Below are 23,432 nucleotides of genomic sequence, written 5' to 3' on the forward strand. Positions count from 1 at the left end.
GACCAAAGGTCTAAAAGTCTTACCCAACAAGGTTTTTAGATTTATTCAGCCAGCCCTAAATATACCTGGACTTCCCCGTTGACAAAAGGCCATAACATCTGCTGTAGGAGGAGAATTTTGTCCATTAAGAAATGTTACAAATTACCTGGGTACATTAAGAAAAGTTAACGGGTGCATCCATTGATGGATAAGGGTTTTCGGCTCTTGTAGTAGATATGTATGGGGGAAGTTCAGGTATACAATTTTTCAAAAGTAATGGCAGAGGCTGATTCATTCTAACAAATCGCAAAGCCTGAACCACTTGTTATCAAGCCATCTTTGCCCCTTTGTAATGGATAAAAAGCCTAAACCTCTGAAAAGATTTAGAGCTATAGTTTGGAGAATTGACAAATTACTAACAGCTTGAAAGTCAGTTAAAGGTAAAGTATCTTCCTTAAAAATTACGGCGTTGCTGAATTAAGCTATGAATCAGTAAGGAATAGGCACTTCTTGAAACTTCAGATAATGAATTAATAAACGAATAGAGTATCCTAACACTTCTCTAGACTTAGAATAGCAGAGTGTTTGGCGATGCAATCGGACTAGATAATGTCTTAAACCTGTGTTCTCACCCTCTACTCTGGTCATATAAGTCTTACTAACTATATGGTCGCCCTCTGCTATAAAACATGGATAAACTGACCATCCATCGCTCACATAAAAATAGCATCCCCAAGACTTAACTAATTCCCATAAGGGGCGAAACGTTTCGCTACTATGGTCTGGGGATTACCCAACCTAAAATTCCTTTTTTAAAGTGGTCAACGGCTGTCCACACCCAGATTTTGTTTTTTTTGAGCCAACAAAGGTTTCCAATTCATCCAGTTCCCCTACTTCAGGAATTGTTTCTGGGTCATAGGCGACTGGCAAAATTCAAGCACAGATTTTACCCAATTAATTACGGTCATATAATCAACTCCCTTTAGCCTTTCTATCCCTCTAAATCCCATCCCATTAACATAGGCGGTTAGGCCTTCTCGCTTCGTTTTTTCGTCATAGCCTTTCTGTTTTTCATAGTTATCAATAAATTGACGGCCACCGGTTACACAAATAGGATTTTGTTTACCTTGTTTATTGATGCCATTTTTACGGATATGGGTAGATTTACACCCAGGTCATTGCATTTTGATTTCCTCCATTCATATCTCTATTATGCAACGCCAAAATTACGTCTTTTACCCAGTGCAACTGATTTTCTATGTTCCAATGACCTCGGATTTTTCGAGCAAAAGTCTGATCACTTTCTACCAAACTACTAATGTAATAGGCACAATTATAATACTCTTCTCCCCCTCTTTCACCATACCTTTCCACCTTAATATAACTTTTAATGTGTTCCCAAACACTATTAAAAGGATGAGTTACATTAAAGACTGATGTTAGTCTGATTAGGTCTCGTCCATGACTTTTGTCGTCTTCACAATCAATGCTCACCGGCTGAGAATTTTTTTTCACTTCCTCCACGGGTTTATATAAATTTAATTGATTAACTTTGAGAGTTATCAAATCGTCATTATTAGAATCAATAATCTCTTGGTGAGTAACTCGATTATAGTGTAAAGCATCTAGAGTAAAAATTATGTCTGTTAGCTCTGTATTTCTTACCATATATTGAACTTGATGAACTTATGAGCTTTCTTTATTCTCCCATTGCTCTAGGTGTAATACTATACCTGTTTCCTGACTAAAGAAAGAAGCAAACATGACAAAATTCTGGGTTGCATCATCGTGATTGATAACGGTACTTCTCAGGCTTTTGCCATCAATAGCGATCCAATCTAATCCCTCTTTATTCTGATACTATTCCCGGTCTCATTCGTTAAAACTATATAAGAGATCTGACCAATTTAATCCCATTAAAACCCTTCTAATGGTTGAATAAGAGGGAACTTTTTTCCTAGGTAGTTTAAAGTATTTTGTTAATAATGATTGGTTGTATTTAGCCAAGTCACCGATAGCCCTATAGCTAGTATAGGACTGCATAATTGCCGGGATAATGATTAAAAGTACGAGCCATAGCTGGTGTCTTTTTCCAGAACTTTTCCGAAAATATTTGACTTTCTTTAATTTTTAGATTAGCCTCTGCATAGTATAAAAAGATAAGGTAAACATTACTCATTTTACATGAGTTTTTTCACCTTACTTTTTTTTTAGTCTTCGAGAATGAATCAGCCCTACCCGACTTCGGGGGGATATAAGTAGTCGTGCCAAATTAATTTCCTAGTCGAGACAGCGAGACTCCGAGACAGCGAGACTCCGAGACAGCGAGACTCCGAGACAGCTATCAGGGATCGGATTTGAGTTTTCAGTTCACTGTTTACTGATCACAGCAAAAGGCTGACGGCTGAGAGCTTAGATGTGTAATTAATTTTGCTTAGGTACTTATGGATATTCTCCACAAAATGTTACATTAAATGTTACATTAAAGGTTGAAACTTGATTGTTAACTGGTTTAAAGGCCAAAATTAGCAGTGAATGGCCATATATAGCCAGATTTAAACCCAAACGTGCATACCATGATGAGTGCAGAACCAAATAACTCAGCAATTTTCGACGAAAACCAAGAATATTCTCGTAATTCCCCCGAATTCCTGGCAACCGAATCAGAAGCGAGTGTCACCGATGAGGCCGAAACGGTGACGGACGAAACCGCTGACAGCGAGGAATTTCCTCTTCTGGGCGCCATGACTATCGATTTTCTACAAGAGGAAATCGACACTCTCAAGCAGCAGTTAGAGGAGCAAACCCAACAGGTTGATGCCTATAAGAAACGCTATATCAGTCTAGCGGCCGAGTTCGACAATTTTCGCAAACGCACAGGCAAAGAAAAAGAGGAACTGGAAACCAAAATCAAGGGCAAAACCCTGATGGAAATTCTTGGGGTGGTGGATAATTTTGAGCGCGCCCGTACTCAAATTAAACCAGCTAACGATGGCGAGATGGGTATTCACAAGAGTTACCAAGGGGTCTATAAAACCTTAGTAGAGAGTCTCAAGCGTTTAGGTGTTTCCCCCATGCGTCCGGAAGGTCAATCCTTTGACCCCACCTACCACGAAGCGATGATGCGGGAGTACACCGATGAACATCCCGAAGGCACGGTGATCGAGCAGTTAGTGCGAGGATACACTCTCGGAGAACAGGTTTTGCGTCATGCTTTGGTAAAAGTGGCTGCCCCCAAAGAGGCGGATCCTAACGCCGAACAGTCAGAAGCGGCTGCCATTTCATTAGAGGAATCGGTCTAATATCTCGATCTTAAAAAGTGGTTAGTTATTTGGGTTTTGGGGGGTATGTGTTCCCTTGCTATCCCCTATTCCCACTGAAAGACTTTTTCTCTCTTGACCTATTTATTCGTGGGGGCAGGGTGTGGGGTGGGGGGTTTTACCCAGAAGAGCCAAAGATCTTATCCCACAAGGTTTTTAGATTTATTCAGCCAACCCTATGGATCTTTTAATTAAAAATGCTTCTATACCCAAGGCTTTTGCCCCTTGGTAGTCCTCTTTTTTACTATCGCCAATATGCCAAGCTTGTGCGGGGGGACAATCATGTTTTTCTAGGGCGATTTGAAAAATTTCCGGATCGGGTTTAGCGACTCCTGCCTGGGAAGAAATTGTGATCGATCGAAAAAAATATTCTAAGCCTAATTCGGCCAAAACTTGATAGATACGACTATCAAAATTAGAAATAATGCCCAACTCGATCCCCTGAATCTGCCAGAGTCTTAAAGCGGGAATGACATCCTCGTACAGCAACCAAGGCTCGGCCGTGGCAAAATGATGATAAAGTTCGCCAAAAAAAGCCTCAAAATCGGGAAATCTTTCCAGATAACCTAAATTATTAAAAACTGCCCCAGTCAGCGATCGCCACCAGCGATACTCTAACTCGGGAATTTGTGCCGGTTCAACCTTAGGAAAAGCCAGGGGGGGAGAAGTGGGGAAAATAGCGGAGAAAGATTGTTCTAGTCTCTCGGCCGCCACTTCTACCCCAAAATCCGCCGCTATTTGACTATAAATTGCTCCGACACTGCCTTTTACTCCAAAAATGGTCCCCACAGCATCGAGAAAAATAACTTGCGGTTTCTGCATGAGAGTTTTGTCTATAACCATCGAACTGAGGTTTTTAGGGTCGGCCCTTTAGCTGGCCTAACACACCTAACAATTGCTCATTTTAAAGGATTATGGCCGAAATTCTCGGATCGCTTGCCAAACTCTTAATACCTCTGCCACCGTCCATGCTTGGGCAAAAGCGCCCCTAGGGGTAAAAGGGGCATTACCATCGAAAATTTCACTTAAACTACCGATACAGCTATCCCGAAGATGGTCGATCATCGGTGTTAAAAAACTCTCCGCTAGGATAGGATCGCGATAGACTTTCAGATGGGCTTCGATAAATGCCCCTAATAACCATCCCCAGACTGTCCCCTGATGGTAAGCACTATCTCTTTTTAGGCGATCGCCACTGTAAACGCCACGGTAATCGGGATGATCGGTAGTTAGCGATCGCAAACCGCGAGAAGTCAACAGTTTGACAGTACAAATATCGACAATGGCCTTTTTCTGTGGGAAATTTAATAACTCCTCCACCGACAAGGACACGGCAAAAAGTTGATTCGGTCGTAAACTGGCATCATTGCCCTTGTCCGTATCTAAAACATCGTAACAATACCCCAGAGAATCATCCCAGAAGCGAGAAAACCCTTTTAAGGTCATTTTTCTCATTTTTTCGTAATCAGTGGCATCCATGCCCAAATAATGGGCAAATTGAACCATAATTTTTAGGGCATTGAACCAAAGGGCATTAATTTCTACGGGTTTGCCGATGCGGGGAGTAATCACCCGATCATCAACTTTGGCATCCATCCAAGTTAACTGTACTCCCGCTTCGCCGGCATAGATCAAACCATCGTCATCTAGGTGAATATTGTAGCGAGTACCGCGACGAAACCAAGCGATCACTTCCGTTAAAGCGGGATAAATAGTTCTGAGAAACTCAAAATCTTGGGTTTGGTTAAAATAGGAACGAATGGCTTCAAAATACCAAAGAATAGCATCGACAGCGTTATATTCGGGCATTTCTCCCCCATCGGGCAGTAAATTGGGCAATAAACCCCGGTCTAGATAACGGGAAAAAGTTAGTAAAATCTGACGGGCGATCGCCGGTCGGCCTGTAGTCAAAGTTAATCCTCTTAGGGAGATCATCGTATCGCGACCCCAATCACCAAACCAAGGATAACCTGCGATTATCGTTTTGCCCTCTGGTTGATCCCGGAGAGGACGACTAACGATAAACTGGTCAGCTGCCAGGGTAAGTTGTTGAATCCATGGGGGCTGCTGGGGATTAATCAGACTATTTTCGTAGCGATAGCGAGACTCTAGAGAAGATTGACCGTCTAAATTAGGATCGGGACGGGTACTAGCGGCAATTGTCACCGATTCTCCTACTTTGAGAGTAGCCGAAAAACTAGCCCCATGGAGATGATTTTCCCGATCGATTAAACCACGATAACGTTCCACGGCCAAATCAAAGCGATAATACCAGATATGAGCGGGAAAAACCTCTCCTTGACTGATTAATAGATAAAAAGGTACAGCATGGTTATAGGCAATCACTCTGACTCCTTTTTCTAGGGGACTAATAGCCATTTGCCAGTTAAAACCCTGGGTATTGCCGTGAAAATCACGATAATTGACAAAAGCAGTCAGATTGAGAGTTAGGGGAGAATTGCCGCGAAGGTAGGTATAGTGAGTATAGGTGGTATTTTCTCCCTGTTCCATCCAGATACGCTTTTCTAGTAAGGCATCCCCACAGGTAAAAGTCCAGACGGGAATTGTGCCTTCCAGATGAAAACTTTCGATGTTAATATAGCCTTGCGGTTCGATCGTAGCACCTAACCAGCGATTGCTGGCCAGATGATAAAGTTTCTGGTTATATTGTACCGATTCATCGATTTTAGTCACAAGAAGCGTTCTTTGCGTCGGTGGAGCCAAGGCAGCGATCAAGAGGCCATGATAACAGCGAGTTAGCAATCCGGCCACAGTTCCCGCAGCAAAACCCCCAATACCATTAGTGACTAACCATTCCCGCTTTTCAGCCACCGGGAGACAATTACAGATATCTCGACCGAAACGGAGCTTGACCATGGGCTTCCCAATTCCTAGTAATTTTGTTATAATTGAAAATTGTGTCTTTATATCTATAGACTAACTATATCTTAAGGAGGAAAATCAGCAGTGAGTAAACGTACTTTAGAAGGAACCACGCGCAAACAGAAGCGCACTTCTGGATTTAGAGCGAGAATGCGTAGCGTCAACGGACGTAAAGTAATTAAAGCTCGTCGGAAAAGAGGGCGCTATCGTTTAAGTGTTTAGGTTATTCTGGGAACCGACTAATTTTCGTGGGACTACCCCAAATTCATCGCTTAAAACATCGACAGGATTTTCAAGCTGTCTATGGAACAGGGAAGCGTTATCACGGTTCCCACTTAACCTTAATTAGTTTAGAGGATTCTTGCCCAGATGCCCCCGGCCCCAGTCGTTTTGGCATCTCGATTAGCAAGAAAGTTAGTAAAAAAGCGGTGGTTCGTAATCGACTAAAAAGACAAATAAGAGCAGTAATTCGGGAGTTATTGCCAGAAATAGCAGCAGGATGGCGAGGGATAATCATTATCCGTCCTGGGGCGATCGAGTGCAATTATGAACATTTTTTGCGAGAATTAAAGCAGTTGTTAGTGAAGGCCAATATAATTCATGGGCATTAAAGAAGAAACTTTTTATGAAGGGGGTCCGCACATCGGCGACCTAATCATCAATATACTGCTAGGATTTACGGTGATTTGTTTACCTTTGACCGTTGGGGCAGTAGTACGCGCAATCTGGTTAAGATATAAGATAACCGATCGGCGGATTTCAATCACCGGGGGTTGGATGGGACGTGATCGCACGGATATTATCTATTCAGAAGTGGCAAAAGTGGCAAAAATGCCGAGAGGAATTGGTGTTTGGGGGGATATTGTGGTAACTCTCAAGGATAGAAGTCGTTTAGAAATGCGTGCGATGCCGAAATTCCGGGAAATTCATGACTACATTGCCGAAAGAGTCGCCGATAAAACCGGTCGTCCCCTAGAATCGATCATAAGTCAATAAAACAAAATAATCGATCGCCGCGATTCGATAAATTAGATTTGTCAAAGTGAACCCCCATTAAACGAGAAGGCATAGATTAAACCCATGGATTTTGGAGTCGGATTTATTTCCACAAATATCATGTTGCCAATCCTAGATTTTTTCTTTCGGATTGTGCATAGTTACGGTTTCGCCATCATTGCTTTAACGCTAGTGGTGAGATTTGCCGTCTTTCCCCTCAGTGCCGGCCAGATTCGCAATATGAGAAAAATGCGAATCACTCAACCCTTGATGAAGGAAAGACAGGCAGAAATTCAACAACGCTACAAAAACGACCCGCAAAAACAACAGGAGGAAATGGGCAAATTAATGCAGGAGTTGGGCAATCCCCTAGCCGGTTGTTTACCCCTGTTATTACAAATGCCGATTCTTTTGGCTTTATTTGCGACGCTGCGGGGTTCCCCTTTCTCGGATATTAACTATACCGTCGATTTACAAGTGCTGCCAAGCGAACAAATCGCCCTCGTCCAGCGCCAACCCTATGGCACCAAACCCCAAAACGTCTATATTGACGAGTCTCTCCACTATCCCATCACCGCTTTTTTACCCCAAGGCAATAAAATCGCCCCGGGAGAACAGGTAAAAATCGACCTGCAAAACGACCAGGGCAAGTCTTTGGGCCAATTAGCCACGGAAGCGCCCGAAAATAACCTAAAACCCACCTACGAGGTAGTTAAAGGGCAAGAACTGGTGCAAGTTAATGAAGACGGTTCCATCGTCGCTTTGGCCCCCGGAGATGCCAGTATTAAAGTTATCGTGCCGGGGATTGCCGCTAATACGGGTTTTCTCTTTATTGAGGCCCTGGGAAGAATTGGGGCCACCGGTGCGAATGGTGAAATTCACTGGGATATCTTGGCGATGGTGATCGCTTTTGGTATTAGTATCTATGTTAACCAAGAGTTATCCGGTGCCGGCGCGCCTTCGGGAGGGGCAGCCCAACAACAGCAAACGGTGAATAAAATCACCCCGATAATTTTTAGTATGATGTTCCTGTTTTTCCCCTTACCGGCGGGGGTATTGATGTATATCTTAACTGCGAACATCTTCCAAACTATTCAAACGGTGATTTTGATGCGGGAACCTTTACCGGAAAACCTGCAAAAATTGGTAGCGGAACAGGAAAAAACGGAAAAATCCCGCGATGCTCTCCCCTTTGAAAAACGTTCTAGCAAGAAAAAGGAAAAAACATCGTAATGAGTATATGGGAGCAAAATAGCGAGAAAGCTAAACAATGGCTGGAAAAACTGCTAAAGTTAATGGCCATGCCCACAGATGTCCAGATTGGTGTGCAGGAATTGGGAACTGGACCTTCCTCCTGTTGGTTAATTATTGATAGCAGTCAATTGAGTCCCCAACAAGTGGAACTTCTCCTCGCTAACAAGGGTGAGGGACTGGATGCGATTCAATCCCTAGCTAATACGATTCTGAATATTGGTGTCGAGTCGGCAGAACATCAGTTCTATATTGTCGAAATCAATGGCTATCGTCAACAAAGACAGGCAGAAATTTTCGACTGGGTGAATCAAGCGGCGACGCAAGTGCGGCAAACAGGGCAGGAAATAGAATTAAAAGCCCTATCTTCGGCAGAACGTCGCCAAATTCATGCCTTTTTTCAGGAAGAAAACGATTTAACCACGGAAAGTCGCGGCGTGGAACCCGATCGCCGGTTAGTAATTCGTTTAAAATAAGACCAAAGGGTGGGGTAAAACCTGCCCTCTTTTTTATTTTAGCCAGATATCTCCTGTCTCGGAGTTTCTTCACCTAACGGAAGATTTTTGATTTTTGCAGGAGATTTAATAACTTAACTTCAGGGCATTTACAGGTACATCATCCCAAGATTCTACGGTTCTTAAAACTGCTACCCACCCCGCTTCTTTTTGTTCGTCCGTAAGATTGGTTAACCAACTTTGATGACAATCTTTTGCTGCTTGTTCATCTTGACAGGCAATACAAGCTTGTACTAAACCGCAGGGGTCAATCTGTTCATTTACCCAAATAATCATAGTTAATAGCCCTACTTAACTTTATTATTATAATCCATCGATCGCCCACAGAGAAACTTTTGATATTGATAACCTGTTACATAATTGGAGGATAACTCTGAGAGTTGACAGTCCGATAAATCTATTGAAGAATGGAAATTAATTAACCATAATTCAAAAGGGGGAGAAGATGGCAGATTAAAATTTGGCTTTTGTTCTGGTTTAACTAAGAGAAACTTAGGGTTTTTGTTGGGAAATTTTTGGTTAAATTCCCAAGCAATTCCCATCATTTCTCCCACCTGCACTAAACTCCTATAGCTAGTGGCAATTACTAACGGATAACGGCTATTATTTTCGATAGTGGTAACTAATTTATCTGGGCGATAATACTTGCGATAGCCTAAATTAAAAGTAACACTTAGGGAACTAATTAAAGCCATGATAATTACAATAATTACGATTTTTTGCTGCTGCCTTTGCCAACAATTGTCTAATAAAATTGCTAGAATTAAAATTACCGAGGGAAAGTAAACAAAACTATATCTAGCTCCCCGGGTAATATCGACCGAGAGCAGATAGGTGATGACAAAGAAAATAGCAATTGAACTGAGAAAAAATGCCGAGAGAATGCCTAATTCTGGTTTATAGGAGTCTAGCCACGCTGTTTTTAATTGTGGGATAATCCAGAGAAAAAACCCGATCATTATTGCGCCAGAAATCAAGATAATTATTAAAGATTCTGATTCAACGGGGAGCAGAGAAAGCATAGTAATTAATGTTCCCAGCAATTGAAAAAAGGGGCTAATTACTGCTAAAAAACTATCATTGTCTCTCTGAATCCAACCGGTCATCTGATTGCCATAATCTTTGGGTACAACCGTGATCAACCAAATAACAATAAAGCTCAAGTTACCTAAAAAAACTAAACTTAAACGCCACCAATTAGTTATCCAAAAGTTTTTTTGTTTGATTTGATTGGATAAAATCAATAATAAAGTTATTGCTTCCGCTAGGATAGTTAAACTAAAAAAATAGTGGACTAATAACCCTAGACAGTTGACAATTAACCAGAAAAAAACCAAAGTATGGGATATTCTTTGATGGTGGATAATTTGGCCGCTTGCCCTCAGAAAACAGCCTAAAGATATGAGGACAAATACAACCGCTAAAGTATAATGGCGCGCTTCTTGGGAGATAAAAACCGCGTAGGGAGAAACCGCCATTAAAATCGCCGCAAGAAAAGCGATCGAGCCTGATTTAAAGACCAATTTACTGATAAAATAAATTAGAGGAATCGAAATAACTCCCCAAAATACTGCCAGCGATCGCATTCCTTCTAAAGATACATATTCTCCCCGATCAAAGAATAATTTATTCCAGAGATAGGCGAGAATAAAATATAAAGGTGGATGATTGTCCTCCTGAATAACTAATTTAATTACATCGGCAATAGTTGCCTGATGGTTGCTCTGGAGAGGTGCTAATAAAGTAGCCAGGGAAATTATCTGATTTAACGGCACTATCTGGTAATTATTGCCAATACTAAAAACCATAGTGGCAAATTCATCCGTCCAGGGAGGTTTGCTAGTTAATTGTGTTAACCTAATAACCAGTCCCAAAATTATTACTAATCCTAACCAGCAAAAATCAGACCAAGCTAACCGATCCTTGCTTCTTTGTTGTAGATCAGAAATGACTGTAGATAAATTCAATTTAATTGTTATCTCCAAAAGATTCGATTATTTTAACTGCTTCCGATGGGGAAATATCTTGACGGCAATTAGGATAATCATACTCCTCCTGGGCAATTAATGCCCCACTGAGACGATCAAAATATTCTCCCATTTTCATCCAATCGGAATACAAATCTGGTTCGGGGAATTGTTGCCTTAATTCCGGGTCTTTGGGTGTACCATAATTGAGCCAGTATCCTTCTCCAAATAGTGGGGAATTGAGCGCCAGGGTTCCCTCTAATTCTAAACCATCATCGCCCCTGGCGTTTTCGATTCCTTCCCAAAAAACAGCTATTCTCGGCATTTTCAAAGAGGATTGCGTAGTAAATTCTCAAAAAGTGCTGGTAGAAAAGCCATAGCCAAGCTACTAGGCTGTGGGAGCAGCCTAAGTAACAGCCAAAGCTTTAGCCCTAATTACCTCAGGTAAGGGTGGGATTTGCCCATCTCCTCGCAACCGGGAGATGAGAAAATGCCAAAACGAGATACCCAGCTTCCGACAAGTCTTTTTCAAGCCGACAAAAGTATCTCTGGCTCGCCGTCCCGCTTCCGAACGAGTCCCGCCACTAATTTTGCGCCGGGTGACATATCCTGCATTATTCATGAGAGTAGGGTAAAAAACCCTGAAACCACTACCAGATATAAGTTACAGCGACTTGATCTCAACAACAGTCTGTTTTGTCTCTCCGTCCCTGGGCTTTCAGGAGAGAAAATAATGGTTAAAAAAGCAGAAAAAAGGGGACAAAAAACTCTATAATGTTAGGGACAGTAAGAGTTAAAATTTTCGTTGATCATGACTGAGTTTTCTTCTCAAATTTCGCTAAACTTCTTTACCAAAAAACCTTTAGAAGCCAAGTTCTCTAGCCTTGATTTGAGTTCAGATGCGGGGGTACTTCTGGTTAGACAAGCAGAAGAACAACTGAAAATTTGTGAAGGATTAGCAGATTGTTTGGAGGATAATCGAGAGCCAGGTAAAGTAAAACATTCTCTACATCAGTTAATTAGTCAACGAGTCTATCAAATAGCATCGGGCTATGAAGATAGCAACGACAGTAACTATTTGCGTGATGATCCTATTTTTAAGATTGCTTGCGATAAAGTTCCGCTTCCAGGAGAAGAATTATTAGCTAGTCAGCCAACGATGAGTCGATGGGAGAATCAGGTAACAAACAGAGAAATCAAAGGAATGCGTCGCTTTTTTGTTGACCAATTCCTCAAAAGTTATTCACAACAACCAGAAGAAATATTGCTAGATATAGATGGCTGGGATGCTTTGACTCATGGGCATCAGCAACTAAGCTTATTTCATGGTTATTATGGACACTATATTTACTTTCCCGTATTAATTAATGAAGCTGCGAGCGGTTACCCGTTAGTTCTACAACTTCGAGCGGGAAATTCTCCCCCAGGTAAAGGGGTAGCGGGGATACTAAGATGGCTATTTTGGCGGTTAAGAAAAGCGATGCCAGGAGTAAGAATTATTTTACGAGGAGATGCGGGCTTCTCCTTGCCTGAAATCTTGAAAGTTTGCGAACGCAGTGAAGTTAAATATGCGTTTGGTTATAGTAGTAATGCAGTCTTGAAACAAAAAATTAGTTATCTTCTGGATCAAGCAAGATTACAATATCATCGCACGGGAGAAAAAGCCCGATTATTTGATGATGTTTATTATGCGGCGGGGACTTGGAAAGAGCCACGACGAGTAGTAATGAAGGCAGAATGGCTAGAAAAAGGGGCTAACCCCAGATTTATCGTTACCAATTTACTCACAGATGCCCAAGAACTCTAGGATGATTTTTATGTCCAAAGAGGAGCTAGTTCGGAGCATAGAATTAAAGAATTAAAACTAGGAATCAAAGCTGACAGACTCAGTTGTCAAAAATTTATTGTCAATCAGTTTCGTCTGTTTTTATCTCAAGCTGCTTATATTTTGCTGCTGGGGATTCGGCAAGCAGCACAGGGGACAAGATTGGCAAAGGCGACAGTTTCTCGTTTAAAAGAAACTCTTATTAAAACTGCGGCAAAAGTTAGTGTTTCGGTCAGAAAAGTATTAGTTGAGTTAGCAGCTCATTGTCCATTTGCTTATGAAATTAGTCTAATTTCACAGCGACTTTCTAGTGGAGTTCAATTAATTTTTTTTTAAAGCCAAGCCTTCCTAGTATTATTGTATCTAAATGACAGTTTTAGTTGCTTTTTCAGGCTTTAATTGTTAATTTTGTGCGGTTGATTAAGGATTTTTACTTACTTATTTAAACCCCAAAAAAACTGGATTTACATCCAGTTTTTCGGGTTCCTTGTTTTTTGGTTCATGAATAATGCAGGTTAGACCGAGAACAGAAAGAATTTCTCAAAAAAAGCACCTTTCACGGTCATGAAATCGTCGCCAATACAAGACGCATGGCATTGATGAATATGTTTCTGCATAATATCGGCGATATTAACGATGAGCAATGCTTTATCGCCTCCACCGATGCCCTGATTGCTCCTTCTCCCCTTAGCGTCGATTATGTCCTTGCTAATCCCCCTTTCGGCAAAAAAAGCAGCCTGACTTTTACCGATGAAGACGGGGAACAGGACCGAGAAGACTTAACCTATAATCGTCAGGATTTTTGGGCAACCACTTCTAATAAACAACTCAACTTCGTCCAGCATATTCGTTCCATGCTCAAAAGCACAGGACAAGCTGCCGTCGTTGTCCCCGATAACGTCCTTTTTGAGGGTGGCGCTGGGGAAACCGTCCGCAAACAACTATTATTAACCACCGACCTGCATACTATCCTCAGATTACCCACCGGCGTATTTTATAAACAGGGAGTGAAAGCCAACGTCATCTTTTTCGATAATAAACCCGCCGCTAAAGACCCTTGGACAAAAGCCATCTGGTTTTATGACTTCCGCACCAATATTCACTTTACCCTCAAGAAAAACCCCTTAAAACCCGACGATTTACAGGACTTCATCACCTGTTATCATGCCCAAAATCGTCATCAACGCAGCGAAACCTATTCAGAACAGAATCCCGAAGGACGCTGGCGAAAATTCACATATAATGAGATTATCGCCCGGGATAAAACCAGCCTCGATATATTTTGGCTCAAAGATAAAAGTTTAACCGACCTTGACAACCTTCCCGACCCCGATGTGCTGGCTTTGGAGATTATGGAAAACCTCGAAGCTGGATTAGAAAGCTTTCGGACAATTGTGGACAGTTTAGAAGTCACCGAGACTTAATGCTTCCAACTTCCATCGGGGAAGGTGAGAAATTCTAGACTAATACACTTGTTCGCACCATTAATTCTACCAAAAACCCCAGAAGGGAACCGTCTATCTGGCCACAGGCGATCGAGATTTTCTGGTATCTTTGATACAATCCAATTATGATGGTTTTGCCAGTGGTATTTTAGTTCCCCAGACGGGAATCGCCCTGCCTAACCGTGCTAGTGGTTTTACCCTCGAATTGGGTCATCCTAACCGCATTGCCCCCGCTAAACGCCCTTTTCATCTGATTATCCCCAGTTTTCTCCGTTGGGATGATGGCACTTTTGGCCCCATGGGAGTGATGGGCGCGCCGATGCCCCCCCAAGTCCCCCGACAAATGGCGGTAAACAGGGTTGACCATCATTTCAATCCTCAAACCGCCCTTGATGCCCCTAGATGGCGATTTTTACGGAGAAACAGCGTACTTTTAGAAAGGGGTGCAGCCCCTGAATTACTCCCCGGATTAACCCCCAGAGTCCATCAGGTAGCGATCGCAGATTCCTCCCATTTTGGCAAGGGTCAAATTATCCTGCAAAAACAAGGAATTTTCCTAGCCGCTTGCGAACCTCGGTCCGATGGGTTAGCTTTGGGATGCTAATACTAAATCCGTTGAGTAACGCACAGAAAACGGGTTTCTCCGAGAAACCCGTTTTCTACTCATGCACTCATGCAAAAGAGGGAATAGATAATCAGTTTTTAATAACTGGATTTAGTATGAGGAGTCTATCACAGCTTGGCAACGGATTCAGGGTGAGATTCAATATCAAACTAGGATATCTCTAAACTCTAGAAAATCAATATCTTCAGAGCAAGGGAATCAAAGAGAATTGAATCAGTCAATTTTGATGATATTTTGAATGATTAATCTAAACCCAGTTTCTTGGCGAAATTTTTCCATCCTCTCCGTTTGTGAAGTCTGAAAGGTAGGCTTTTTGTTATTGGCAATGTAGGCTTTTCTAGATGAATAATCCTCTATACCATGATTTTCAATAAATACCCGAATTGTGTTTCTTAGTTGCTCTTCTCCGTCTCCTACCCACCCCGAATTTTTCCCCTTTCGTTCTTTTAATTCTACAAAAATCAAACAATTGGCATAGGTCAGCATTCCATCACAGCGTTTATCCATACCACTACCATCGACTTTTCTAATTTCAATACATTTATCAATAGCGGTAAATGTCACTTCAATTTCTTGAGAGTTTTCCACAATAGCAATCCAATCCCTGGGATTTTCTGTATCTAAATAAGCGGGAGTTTCTGGGGGAGGTGGCTGATCACAAATTCCAAATTTATGCCGATGGGTTTGACTCTGACATTTTTTATCAAAGAAATTGATCTTCATAACTGTTCTTCGATTTCCAGTAAATCATCAAAAAGCTGATTTGTCTCTCCTAGGGAAAGATTGAGATAATTTTCATCAGACGGTAAACCATTATATGTAGCAAGTTCTCGGATTTCTCCTTGCTCTGTCAATTCATATACAATAGCATCTTCTGCCGCTATACAAGAGGCTTTCGGGACAATTTGGTTGAGCTTTTCTTGGAGATAATCGGCGTTAGAAATCGCTGATGATAGGATTTTTTTAATAACTTTATCTGCTTTGATAGCTAGGGTTAGATCGTTGATAATATAAGGACTATGAGTAGTTAAAATTAGTTTATTTCCCTGGGTTAAATTGGCAAATTCAAATAATTTATATAAAATCTTTTTCTGAGATTGAGGAAATAGATTCTGCTCGATTTCTTCCACAATATTTACAAAACACTCATTGCGGTATTTAGAAGATAATACTTCTAGTGCCACCTTTTTTAGTTTATCGGAAAGATTATCATTAGAGATAATTTTCTCGATTTCCATTTTTAATCTTTTTTGCTCCTCTCCACTGAGTTCATTGCGGGAAGTTTCTTGAGTTCGATTAATCGATAAAGCAATATTTCGAGAAACGAGAAATAAAGGAACAAAAGACTGAAAACCACTGGAAGCTTCTGATAGATTTAGTTGATAATCACTACCCACAATCTTGGCCAGTCTATTGAGTTTATCAAATTCCAATTTAACCTCACCTACTGGCAAAGTCAAACTGCCAGATAATTCCTGTTGTGAGCGATCCAATTCTTCCCAGAAAGTATATAATGATTCTGGCAGTCCTTTGAGTTTTTCTGGCCATCTTACTGCACTCAAAAAGTTTCGCTCTGCTGGTACATACATAATTTTTGGTACTCGATACTTTGAATTATCAGTACGCTCGATCGATAATTTAGCATTTTCAAAACTAATTCGATAAACATCTCCATTGTATTCAATTTGGGTTTCGGGTAAAAAGTAATTGGTTAAATTTTGGTATTGACAAAAAGATTTAACAAAACGATTATATTTAGTCACATATTTTTCCTCTAAATCCCCACGATATAGAGCTTTTTCCAACCAGCTTAATGTTGATATTAATTTAGCAATGCTACTTTTTCCAGTGCCTTGATTACCGATAAAAATCGTTACTTTCCGAACGTCGATAAAACCATCATTTTCTAGTAAACCCGCCTTAATTGGACCGAAGTTTTTAACTTTAATTTGGCTCATTGTTATCCCCTTGATTGACGATAAGTAGCTGGTTATAATTAAATTAAAAATGGATTTTAGGTTCGATCCCCCCTTAATCCCCCCTTGATAAGGGGGGCATCTGATAATTTTTAACGCCTACCTACTTAATAAATTTTGGCCAGTAATTTGTCCTGAAAAAAAGCTCGTGTTGAACACGAGCTAAATTAACTAACTTCAAGGACTAATTAGCCACCGACCTTAACTACTGGTTTAAAACTGGGAACAACCAGTTCACTATCCTGTTTGGTCAGCTTATTGTATAAGCGTTCCGTATTGGGGAAATTCGCGGCCGGTAGAGTCGGGAAACGACGATAGGGAACCGTATCTTCACCAAATAATTGTAGGTATTCCATGCTATTAACCATGGCACCAATAAAGGCCTTTAATCCCTGAGTTGCCAGAATTTGGTTATATTTCTGGATTTCTTTTTGATTCAAGGGAGCGCGACCTAAGAAGTGCTTGGTTCCCAATTCAATTACTTTCGTATTCGGATAGGGAGCATAGAATTCTTTCAGGTAAAGATCCGAACAACCTAAACCCTCAATAAACTCTTTCACCGTGATCTCAGCATTGCTTAATTTACTCTCTAAAGCAGTAAATTCGGCATTGATGATATAGGGTTCGAGATCCCGTTCAAAAATCTGACGATAGGCGGCGCGAACAGTATTTTGTACGGCAACTTTATCGAGATTAGTTAACAGTTTAAAGACCTTAGTTTGTTCCCGTTGAACCGTGACACCTTGACCGACACGAGACTGAATATCGGGTTCAGTGCGAATCGAGACCGAAGGTGTACCCAATTCAATAAAGCGCGGGGTTTCCTCTTTATCAACTCTTTGGCCGATATCTTCGCGGAGATTACCCAAACGCACCATCCGTAACTGCATCCCTTGGGGAGTTAGATAGCGCTCGTAGGGAACCGTATCTTCGCCAAAAGCTTCCGTATATTCAGGACTATCGATCAGAGCATCGATTAAAGCATAGAAGCCTTTTTTCGAGCAGATATCGAAGTATTGATTCATTTCCTGACGACCGTAGGTGGGACGACCGAGCAGACGACGGTGAATATATTCGATCGCTTTCACCACATAGAGAGGAGTCCAGTAGATTTTCCGGAAAGCCTCGGATTTAGCTAGGGTTTTGATAAACTCGCGCAGAGTAATATCGCCATTTTCTAGCTTAATCTCGGCCACGGATAAACGCTGACCTTCGTAGGGCATTCGACCGAAAACCTGACGATAAGCCGCTAAAATCACTCTTTGGGTGGAACTTTCGCCAAATTTAACGCTTACCCCATTGCTAGAACCGGGTAACTCGTTATTGAGACGGAAAACTTTCGGTCCCAAAGTACCGGGGAATTCACCTCGGGCGCCGGGGTTGCTATTTTGGTTATTAGTGGCAGGTCCGCGGTGGATGAGGATACGTTTGGTATCTTTACCGAAGGGAGCGGGACTAGAACTAGGTTCGCGGGTTTCTTTCGGGAAAATTGCCCCAAATTGGATTTCTAGGGGATCATTTCCGGAACCGTAAACGTGCTGATCCGGTAAGGGGCGATCGTATTTAGCAAAGGTGGTGATAAATTGGGGAACTTTGCGGAAAGGTGCGCTGTAGTTAAACAGGTCGATCTGCATCCCCCAGTTACGACATTCCTGCGCTTCTGCACCCAAACCCCGGAGATAGGGAACGGTTTCTTCGCCGAAATAGTCGGAATATTCCTGAGAATCCACTAAAGCATCGATTAACGCCCCTAAACCGCCGCTAGAGACGATCGAGAAGTATTTCTGTACTTCTTCCCGGGAGGAAGGACCGCGACCGAGGAAATGACGGAAAGCCAATTCTAGGGCGCGACTATTGATAAAAGGTTCAAAGAACTGTTTACGATAGAGAGGCGATTTACCGAGACGACGGACAAATTCTTTCATCGAGATGTCGCCGTTTTTCACCTTCGATTCTAGGTCAGAAATGGACTGACTATAGGCGCGGGTGATGTCCCGTTCAAAAATTTGTCTGTAGGCGGCCTTGATAATCGAAGATTTTTCCGACTCCGATAAACCGGTTTTCATGACAAACTTTTGCCGTTTTTCGGCGGCGTTGTAGTAGCTTTGGGGAAGACTTAAACCCTGTTGGTCACTACTGGGACGCTGACGCAGTTTATTAGAGGGGGTGGGGGCTTTTAATTCACCCAGTAGGATATTGAAATAGTCACTGATTAAAGTGGCCGCATCCTTGTCTCTCTGGAAATACTCGATCGAAGCGGACCGCATTTCTTGCAGGGCCACGATGGTGGCATCAATGGAACAGGCATTTTCGAGAACTTCCCTTAAACCGCGGGTATTAACGATCAGGATACTGGTATCGCCGGCCACGATCGCGTATGTAATGTAACGCAGGAACCAGGATAAATCCCGCAGGGACTTCTGCATATTGCTCGGACCGTAACGAGAGACGTTGATCGGTCGGAATCCGGGGGGAATCGGGCCGCTAGAGGCGAAAATCCCTTTTAAGCCCCCGAGGAAGCCACCACCGCCACCAGACCCGCTTTCAGCGTAGGTAACGGTTCCTAATTTCATCCCTTCCTGGACGTTGATAACTTTACCCGCACCCACCATAGCCATTTCTTCCACGGGGGGTTTTTCTAGGTAAGCCATGGGTGAACCACCGGTAAAAATCCGGTTAGCTGCCCGCGAGACGATCAGATCGGAGTTCCGGGTGAGCGTTTGGGCAATATCTAAGCGCTTGCTCCCCGATTGGAAGTAGGCGATCAGTTCATTGAGTTCGGGTTTATCGAGAAAGCGGTCTTGTTGTTCTGCTTGGGTAATGGCAGATACTGGGACGGTTTGATAGAGTTGGGGACGCGCTAAGGAGCTGCCACCGCTTGCCTTAAGACTCATTGGATTTTAACTATCTCCCTTGACGATGTGCTGAGTTCTCCAATCGTGGAGGCGATCGGTCTTAAAACCAGATGTTTAAAAATTTAATCAGCATCTAGATTAAAACTTTTTGCGCTTCCTGAGATAGTTTATTAAGAATTATATAGATTTTTTTCGCTAAAGTTGCCGATTGGTCTATTCTGACACCCCACCTGTATGGGAGGCTAACCAGTCTAAATAGGTCTGAGAACCCGCCACAATGGGTAAAGCGATGATTTCCGGGACGGCATAGGTATGAAGTTCCTGGATCTTCGCCGATAACTGCTCAAACTGCTTTAAATCGGTTTTAATCGCTAATTGCCATTCGCTCTCGTTTTCAATCTGTCCCTGCCAACGATAAATGGAACGAATTGGATAAATACTGACACAAGCGGCCAGGCGATCGTTAAGTAAGGCGATCGCTAGGTTTTCCGCTTCCGTTTCGCTGGTTGTTGTCACCAGCACCACTCCAAAACCGGTTAATCTTTCAGTCATACTAAATCCTTTGAGTATAGGCTACATATCAGGACAGGCAAGAGGCAAGAGGCAAGAGGCAAGAGGCAAGAGGCAAGAGGCAACAGGCAATAGGCAATGGGAGGAATAGATAATCAGTCTTTAATAGCTGATCACTGATCACTGATAACTGATCACTGAATTCAGGTGATCGCTTTTTCTAAAGCGGCCAGATCGGGAATACAGAGAGATTGCTGCTGTCGTTGAATCAGTCCTTGTTTTTCCAATTTGGTCAAGGAGCGGGTCACGGTTTCCCGGGCCAGGCCACTAATACTACTCAATTCCAGGTGAGGTAAATTAGGAATTATCGCACCCTGGCCGCTTTTTTCTCCTTGACCTTCGGCTAAAAAGAGTAAAGTATCGGCGACTCTGGAGAGACTATCGGCCTCGCGTAAACGTAAACGCCGGTTAAGTTGACGCAAACGCTTGGCCATTAACTGAGAAAGACGAATTCCCGCTAAAGGTTCCGATTGGAGCAGATTAACAAAATCTTGGGTGGGAATACTGCTAATTGTGGCCGTGGTTAGGGTGATAGCATCGGTGGAGCGGGGAGATTCTTCTAAAGCGGCCATTTCTCCGACTATTTCCCCTTTACCGAGGATATTTAACGTGACTTCTTTGCCCTCCAGATTGTAAGTACGAATTTTCACCCAACCATCGAGAATAAAGTAAACCGAACCACCCCAATCATGTTCTAATAAAATCGCCCGATTAGCGGGATGAGTGCGGGTGACAACATGAGAAGTAACTCGATCGATGGCTTCAGGGGGTAAACCGACAAATAAAGTCGCTGTATCCAATAATTTTTGAATCTCTGCTGATTTTTCCGCAGGATAGCGCTTTTCTTCCATGGTTTAATATTTAGGGTCTGCTGAAAAAGTTTTTCCTGGGGGTAGGAGTCAGGAGTCAGGAGTCAGGAGTCAGTAGCCGGTCGTTTCAGGCTTTGTTGCCCTTGTTTTTTGTACCAAGCGATGTACTACAAGGAGAATAATGCAAGGTTTTTGAGGGTTCCAATCCGATTTTCTAGCACTAACATCGGATTTTAACAGGTCAAAAGCCTTATTTTAAAAGGGTTTTACCATTATTCAGCAAGCTCTATTTAAATTTGGTTCGTTTTAGGCGGGTGATTCTACAATAGACAGTTGTGGGTATTTTTAATTATCCAGTGACCAATAAACAGGATTTTTCCTCCCTACTGACCGAGATTGAGCGGATTCTTGCCGGGGTGATCTCGTCTCTAGTTAACCCGCAAGAAGTTACTTCCGAGACAATTATCGCCACTCGTCAACATTTAGAATCGGCTAGAGGGCTTCTTTCTCCCTTATTATTCCCCGATCGAACCCCTGAAGTTGCCCGTTGGTCCCTGGGAATGGAGGTACAACCACCAGGGGTGAAAATCGTTTTTTTTCGGGAAAGCCAAGGACTGATCGATTTTTATCCTCTTTCTTGGAGTCTGGCAACGGGAACAAGCGATCGCTTACCCTGCTCCCAGGTGGACGAATATCTAATTAGTTGGCTATCTAATCGGGATTTTAGGGCCGATTCTTGGCTCTGGGAAGCTCTAGAGCGATTAGAAGCTATTATTATCAGCGATGACGGAGAAACCCCCACAGATGACTTGAAAAAAGCCCTTCTCACAGCGCAACTAATACCCCCCGATCGCCTATCTAGTCTAGAAACAGCGATCGCTACTGCTCTGGCCTATATTCCCACTAGCGACCAACCCCAACCTCAAACCCTACTGGTTATCGAAGGGAAACGGGAGACTACCACTTTAGCACTGCTGGAAGTCCCGCCGCAAACTCGCTCTTTATCCCGTCAAGCGATCGCTCTGAGTCATTTTAACTACGGGGAAAACACCTATGAACGGGCAATACTCTCTCACTTAATTTATCCTCTCTGGCGTTCTTTTTTGCCTCTTTCCCCCTCCGATCTCACCGATACTAATCCCTTAAAAAAATCTTTGCTGGCAGCTGCTAGATTAACTAAATTAATCCTTCAAGAAGAAAGCGAATTTACCTCCTCTCTAGCTGGTCATACTTGGACGGTCAGTCGCAGGGATTTAAATAAGAAGGTGATTTTACCATATCTAGATAATTTAAGACAAAAAGTTAATGATTTGTTAGAAAAACAGCAAAAAAGTCTTGAGGATATCGATCGAATAATTTTTAGCGGGAATTTTTTCTTGACCATTTGGCCCTGTTTCTTAACGGGAATAGAGCAGGAATTTGCCGGCTGCAACCTAGAGGCCCCCAGTCAAGAAACCTTCTCACCGGCAATCTTGGGTTTGGGTCGTCTCTGTTTATTTTCGGCTCTTAGAGGTGAGAATGGAAATAATGCTTAAAAAAATCAACCCCAGTCTCGGTTAAGAGTCACAATTTAGGTGTGAATAGAATTTGTCGGGTAATTGTTGGCAATACTAAGCCCGACTGCCTTGATCGCACAGCTAATTATGAATTTTTCCTTTAAGCTCTTAACTAGCACTTCCTCCTCTCGCTCCTCACTAAGGGGCCTTTTTCTCGATGAATCTATTCATCCCTCCGTTTTTTGTCCGCGCAAGCGTCTTATCGATATTATCGGGGCAATAATCGGGTTACTGGTGACGGCAATGTTAACACCAGCGATTGCGATTGTCCTGCAGCTTGATAGTCCAGGCCCAATTTTCTATCGTCAGCTACGCTGTGGATTACAGGGAAAACCTTTTATGATCTGGAAATTTCGTTCCATGGAGGTGGATGCGGAAAAAAAACAACATCTAGTGACAAATCAAGCTAACGGACATATTTTTAAAAATCACAACGACCCCAGAATCACTAAATTCGGCAAGTTTCTCCGACGCTCTAGCTTAGATGAATTTCCGCAATTTTGGAATGTTTTAAAAGGGGAGATGAGTTTAGTCGGAACCCGTCCCCCCACCACCGAGGAAGTGAGAAAATACAATCAATATCATTGGCTGCGTCTGCGAGTTAAACCGGGGTTAACTGGAGAATGGCAGGTAAAAGGACGTTCACAGGTGAATAATTTTGAAGAAGTAGTGCAGATGGATTTAGATTATCAACATAAATGGTCAATTAAATACGATCTTTATCTGATTTGGCGCACCATCACCGTCGTTTTAAGCGGAAAAGGTGCCTGCTAAATATAGCGTTTTTCAGTCTGCTGAGGTACAAAAGTTATGGGTTTTAGGCAAAAGGCAAGAGGCAAAAGTCAAAAGGGAAGAAAAAT

The 23,432-nt window shown here is 42.4% G+C and carries 20 protein-coding genes and 6 pseudogenes; 11 read left to right on the top strand and 15 right to left on the bottom strand.

Translation table 11 applies throughout. The features are described from left to right. Positions 1 to 270: 270 nt before the first annotated feature. The 4 genes and pseudogenes from RAM70_RS23075 to RAM70_RS22895 all read right to left on the bottom strand — a co-directional run. Positions 271 to 444: pseudogene (locus RAM70_RS23075) on the bottom strand (ISAs1 family transposase); the annotation flags it as partial. Between the two features lie 24 nt (positions 445 to 468). Continuing rightward, a pseudogene (locus tag RAM70_RS06870) lies at positions 469 to 1,133 on the bottom strand (IS1 family transposase). A gap of 10 nt (positions 1,134 to 1,143) precedes the next feature. Beyond that, on the bottom strand, positions 1,144 to 1,647 hold the full coding sequence (locus RAM70_RS06875) for an ISAs1 family transposase (RefSeq protein WP_287999450.1): 504 nt from the start codon (positions 1,645 to 1,647) through the stop codon (positions 1,144 to 1,146). Between the two features lie 204 nt (positions 1,648 to 1,851). Further along, positions 1,852 to 2,094, bottom strand: a pseudogene (locus RAM70_RS22895) (transposase family protein); the annotation flags it as partial. A gap of 464 nt (positions 2,095 to 2,558) precedes the next feature. Between RAM70_RS22895 and grpE the strand changes: the two are divergent. Beyond that, complete coding sequence (gene grpE, locus RAM70_RS06880; RefSeq protein ID WP_045359729.1) at positions 2,559 to 3,281, top strand: nucleotide exchange factor GrpE; 723 nt, start codon at positions 2,559 to 2,561, stop codon at positions 3,279 to 3,281. A 180-nt stretch (positions 3,282 to 3,461) separates the two neighbouring features. Here the strand turns inward: grpE and RAM70_RS06885 are convergent, their stop codons facing one another. Together RAM70_RS06885 and RAM70_RS06890 are read right to left on the bottom strand one after the other, a co-directional pair. Beyond that, the gene (locus tag RAM70_RS06885) at positions 3,462 to 4,121 is read right to left on the bottom strand and encodes an HAD-IA family hydrolase (RefSeq protein WP_312675830.1); all 660 of its coding nucleotides are present in this window, start codon (positions 4,119 to 4,121) and stop codon (positions 3,462 to 3,464) included. A 90-nt stretch (positions 4,122 to 4,211) separates the two neighbouring features. Further along, positions 4,212 to 6,176, bottom strand: a complete 1,965-nt coding sequence (locus RAM70_RS06890; RefSeq protein ID WP_312672954.1) for an amylo-alpha-1,6-glucosidase — start codon at positions 6,174 to 6,176, stop codon at positions 4,212 to 4,214. A 90-nt stretch (positions 6,177 to 6,266) separates the two neighbouring features. Between RAM70_RS06890 and rpmH the strand changes: the two genes are divergently transcribed. From rpmH to RAM70_RS06915, 5 genes are all read left to right on the top strand, one after another. Continuing rightward, complete coding sequence (rpmH, locus tag RAM70_RS06895; RefSeq protein ID WP_002739276.1) at positions 6,267 to 6,404, top strand: 50S ribosomal protein L34; 138 nt, start codon at positions 6,267 to 6,269, stop codon at positions 6,402 to 6,404. 26 nt (positions 6,405 to 6,430) lie between these two features. Continuing rightward, a complete protein-coding gene (gene rnpA / locus RAM70_RS06900; protein ID WP_002797764.1) occupies positions 6,431 to 6,793 on the top strand; it encodes a ribonuclease P protein component in 363 nt (120 codons plus the stop codon). Beyond that, complete coding sequence (locus RAM70_RS06905) at positions 6,783 to 7,178, top strand: PH domain-containing protein (protein WP_002784373.1); 396 nt, start codon at positions 6,783 to 6,785, stop codon at positions 7,176 to 7,178. Before rnpA ends, RAM70_RS06905 begins: the two co-directional genes overlap by 11 nt. Before the next feature lie 84 nt (positions 7,179 to 7,262). After that, the gene (yidC, locus tag RAM70_RS06910; protein WP_002742604.1) at positions 7,263 to 8,411 is read left to right on the top strand and encodes a membrane protein insertase YidC; all 1,149 of its coding nucleotides are present in this window, start codon (positions 7,263 to 7,265) and stop codon (positions 8,409 to 8,411) included. After that, entirely contained in the window at positions 8,411 to 8,905 is a 495-nt protein-coding gene (locus RAM70_RS06915) for a Jag family protein (protein ID WP_312672960.1), read from the top strand. Before yidC ends, RAM70_RS06915 begins: the two co-directional genes overlap by 1 nt. A 105-nt stretch (positions 8,906 to 9,010) precedes the next feature. Here the strand turns inward: RAM70_RS06915 and RAM70_RS06920 are convergent, their stop codons facing one another. From RAM70_RS06920 to RAM70_RS06935, 4 genes and pseudogenes are all read right to left on the bottom strand, one after another. Then, positions 9,011 to 9,220, bottom strand: a complete 210-nt coding sequence (locus RAM70_RS06920) for a glycogen debranching protein (RefSeq protein ID WP_190380999.1) — start codon at positions 9,218 to 9,220, stop codon at positions 9,011 to 9,013. Between the two features lie 11 nt (positions 9,221 to 9,231). Next, positions 9,232 to 10,911, bottom strand: coding sequence for a glycosyltransferase family 39 protein (locus RAM70_RS06925; protein ID WP_312672962.1), 1,680 nt, complete (start codon positions 10,909 to 10,911; stop codon positions 9,232 to 9,234). A gap of 1 nt (position 10,912) precedes the next feature. Then, positions 10,913 to 11,255: pseudogene (locus RAM70_RS06930) on the bottom strand (hypothetical protein); the annotation flags it as partial. A 62-nt stretch (positions 11,256 to 11,317) separates the two neighbouring features. Then, positions 11,318 to 11,533, bottom strand: coding sequence for a hypothetical protein (locus tag RAM70_RS06935; protein ID WP_045359740.1), 216 nt, complete (start codon positions 11,531 to 11,533; stop codon positions 11,318 to 11,320). Between the two features lie 189 nt (positions 11,534 to 11,722). Between RAM70_RS06935 and RAM70_RS06940 the strand changes: the two are divergent. From RAM70_RS06940 to RAM70_RS06950, 3 genes and pseudogenes are all read left to right on the top strand, one after another. Beyond that, positions 11,723 to 13,072 (top strand): annotated as a pseudogene (locus RAM70_RS06940) (IS1380 family transposase). A 206-nt stretch (positions 13,073 to 13,278) separates the two neighbouring features. Then, positions 13,279 to 14,160: pseudogene (locus RAM70_RS06945) on the top strand (HsdM family class I SAM-dependent methyltransferase); the annotation flags it as partial. 130 nt (positions 14,161 to 14,290) lie between these two features. Continuing rightward, positions 14,291 to 14,785, top strand: a complete 495-nt coding sequence (locus RAM70_RS06950; protein WP_045359742.1) for a gamma-glutamyltransferase — start codon at positions 14,291 to 14,293, stop codon at positions 14,783 to 14,785. Between the two features lie 234 nt (positions 14,786 to 15,019). On the opposite strand, the gene RAM70_RS06955 is transcribed toward RAM70_RS06950, so the two are convergent. From RAM70_RS06955 to RAM70_RS06975, 5 genes are all read right to left on the bottom strand, one after another. After that, the gene (locus tag RAM70_RS06955) at positions 15,020 to 15,529 is read right to left on the bottom strand and encodes a hypothetical protein (protein ID WP_190380927.1); all 510 of its coding nucleotides are present in this window, start codon (positions 15,527 to 15,529) and stop codon (positions 15,020 to 15,022) included. Beyond that, positions 15,526 to 16,764 carry an ATP-binding protein gene (locus tag RAM70_RS06960; RefSeq protein WP_002758780.1) on the bottom strand — a complete coding sequence of 413 codons (1,239 nt, stop codon included), beginning with the start codon at positions 16,762 to 16,764 and terminating at the stop codon, positions 15,526 to 15,528. The genes RAM70_RS06955 and RAM70_RS06960 overlap by 4 nt, the downstream gene beginning before the upstream one ends. Before the next feature lie 206 nt (positions 16,765 to 16,970). Further along, a complete protein-coding gene (locus RAM70_RS06965; RefSeq protein WP_045359749.1) occupies positions 16,971 to 19,676 on the bottom strand; it encodes a phycobilisome rod-core linker polypeptide in 2,706 nt (901 codons plus the stop codon). A 174-nt stretch (positions 19,677 to 19,850) separates the two neighbouring features. Then, positions 19,851 to 20,189 (bottom strand): divalent-cation tolerance protein CutA, encoded by a 339-nt coding sequence (gene cutA, locus RAM70_RS06970; protein ID WP_190380929.1) that lies wholly within the window; start codon positions 20,187 to 20,189, stop codon positions 19,851 to 19,853. A gap of 161 nt (positions 20,190 to 20,350) precedes the next feature. After that, positions 20,351 to 21,058 carry a Crp/Fnr family transcriptional regulator gene (locus RAM70_RS06975; protein ID WP_312672965.1) on the bottom strand — a complete coding sequence of 236 codons (708 nt, stop codon included), beginning with the start codon at positions 21,056 to 21,058 and terminating at the stop codon, positions 20,351 to 20,353. Positions 21,059 to 21,351: 293 nt separating this feature from the next. Between RAM70_RS06975 and RAM70_RS06980 the strand changes: the two genes are divergently transcribed. Both RAM70_RS06980 and RAM70_RS06985 read left to right on the top strand, forming a co-directional pair. Continuing rightward, positions 21,352 to 22,551, top strand: coding sequence for an acetate and sugar kinases/Hsc70/actin family protein (locus tag RAM70_RS06980; RefSeq protein ID WP_312672966.1), 1,200 nt, complete (start codon positions 21,352 to 21,354; stop codon positions 22,549 to 22,551). A gap of 108 nt (positions 22,552 to 22,659) precedes the next feature. Next, the gene (locus RAM70_RS06985) at positions 22,660 to 23,346 is read left to right on the top strand and encodes a sugar transferase (protein ID WP_072024852.1); all 687 of its coding nucleotides are present in this window, start codon (positions 22,660 to 22,662) and stop codon (positions 23,344 to 23,346) included. Positions 23,347 to 23,432: the final 86 nt, after the last annotated feature.

Source organism: Microcystis wesenbergii NRERC-220, from assembly GCF_032027425.1.
In the GTDB taxonomy this organism is placed as follows: Bacteria; Cyanobacteriota; Cyanobacteriia; order Cyanobacteriales; family Microcystaceae; genus Microcystis; species Microcystis wesenbergii_A.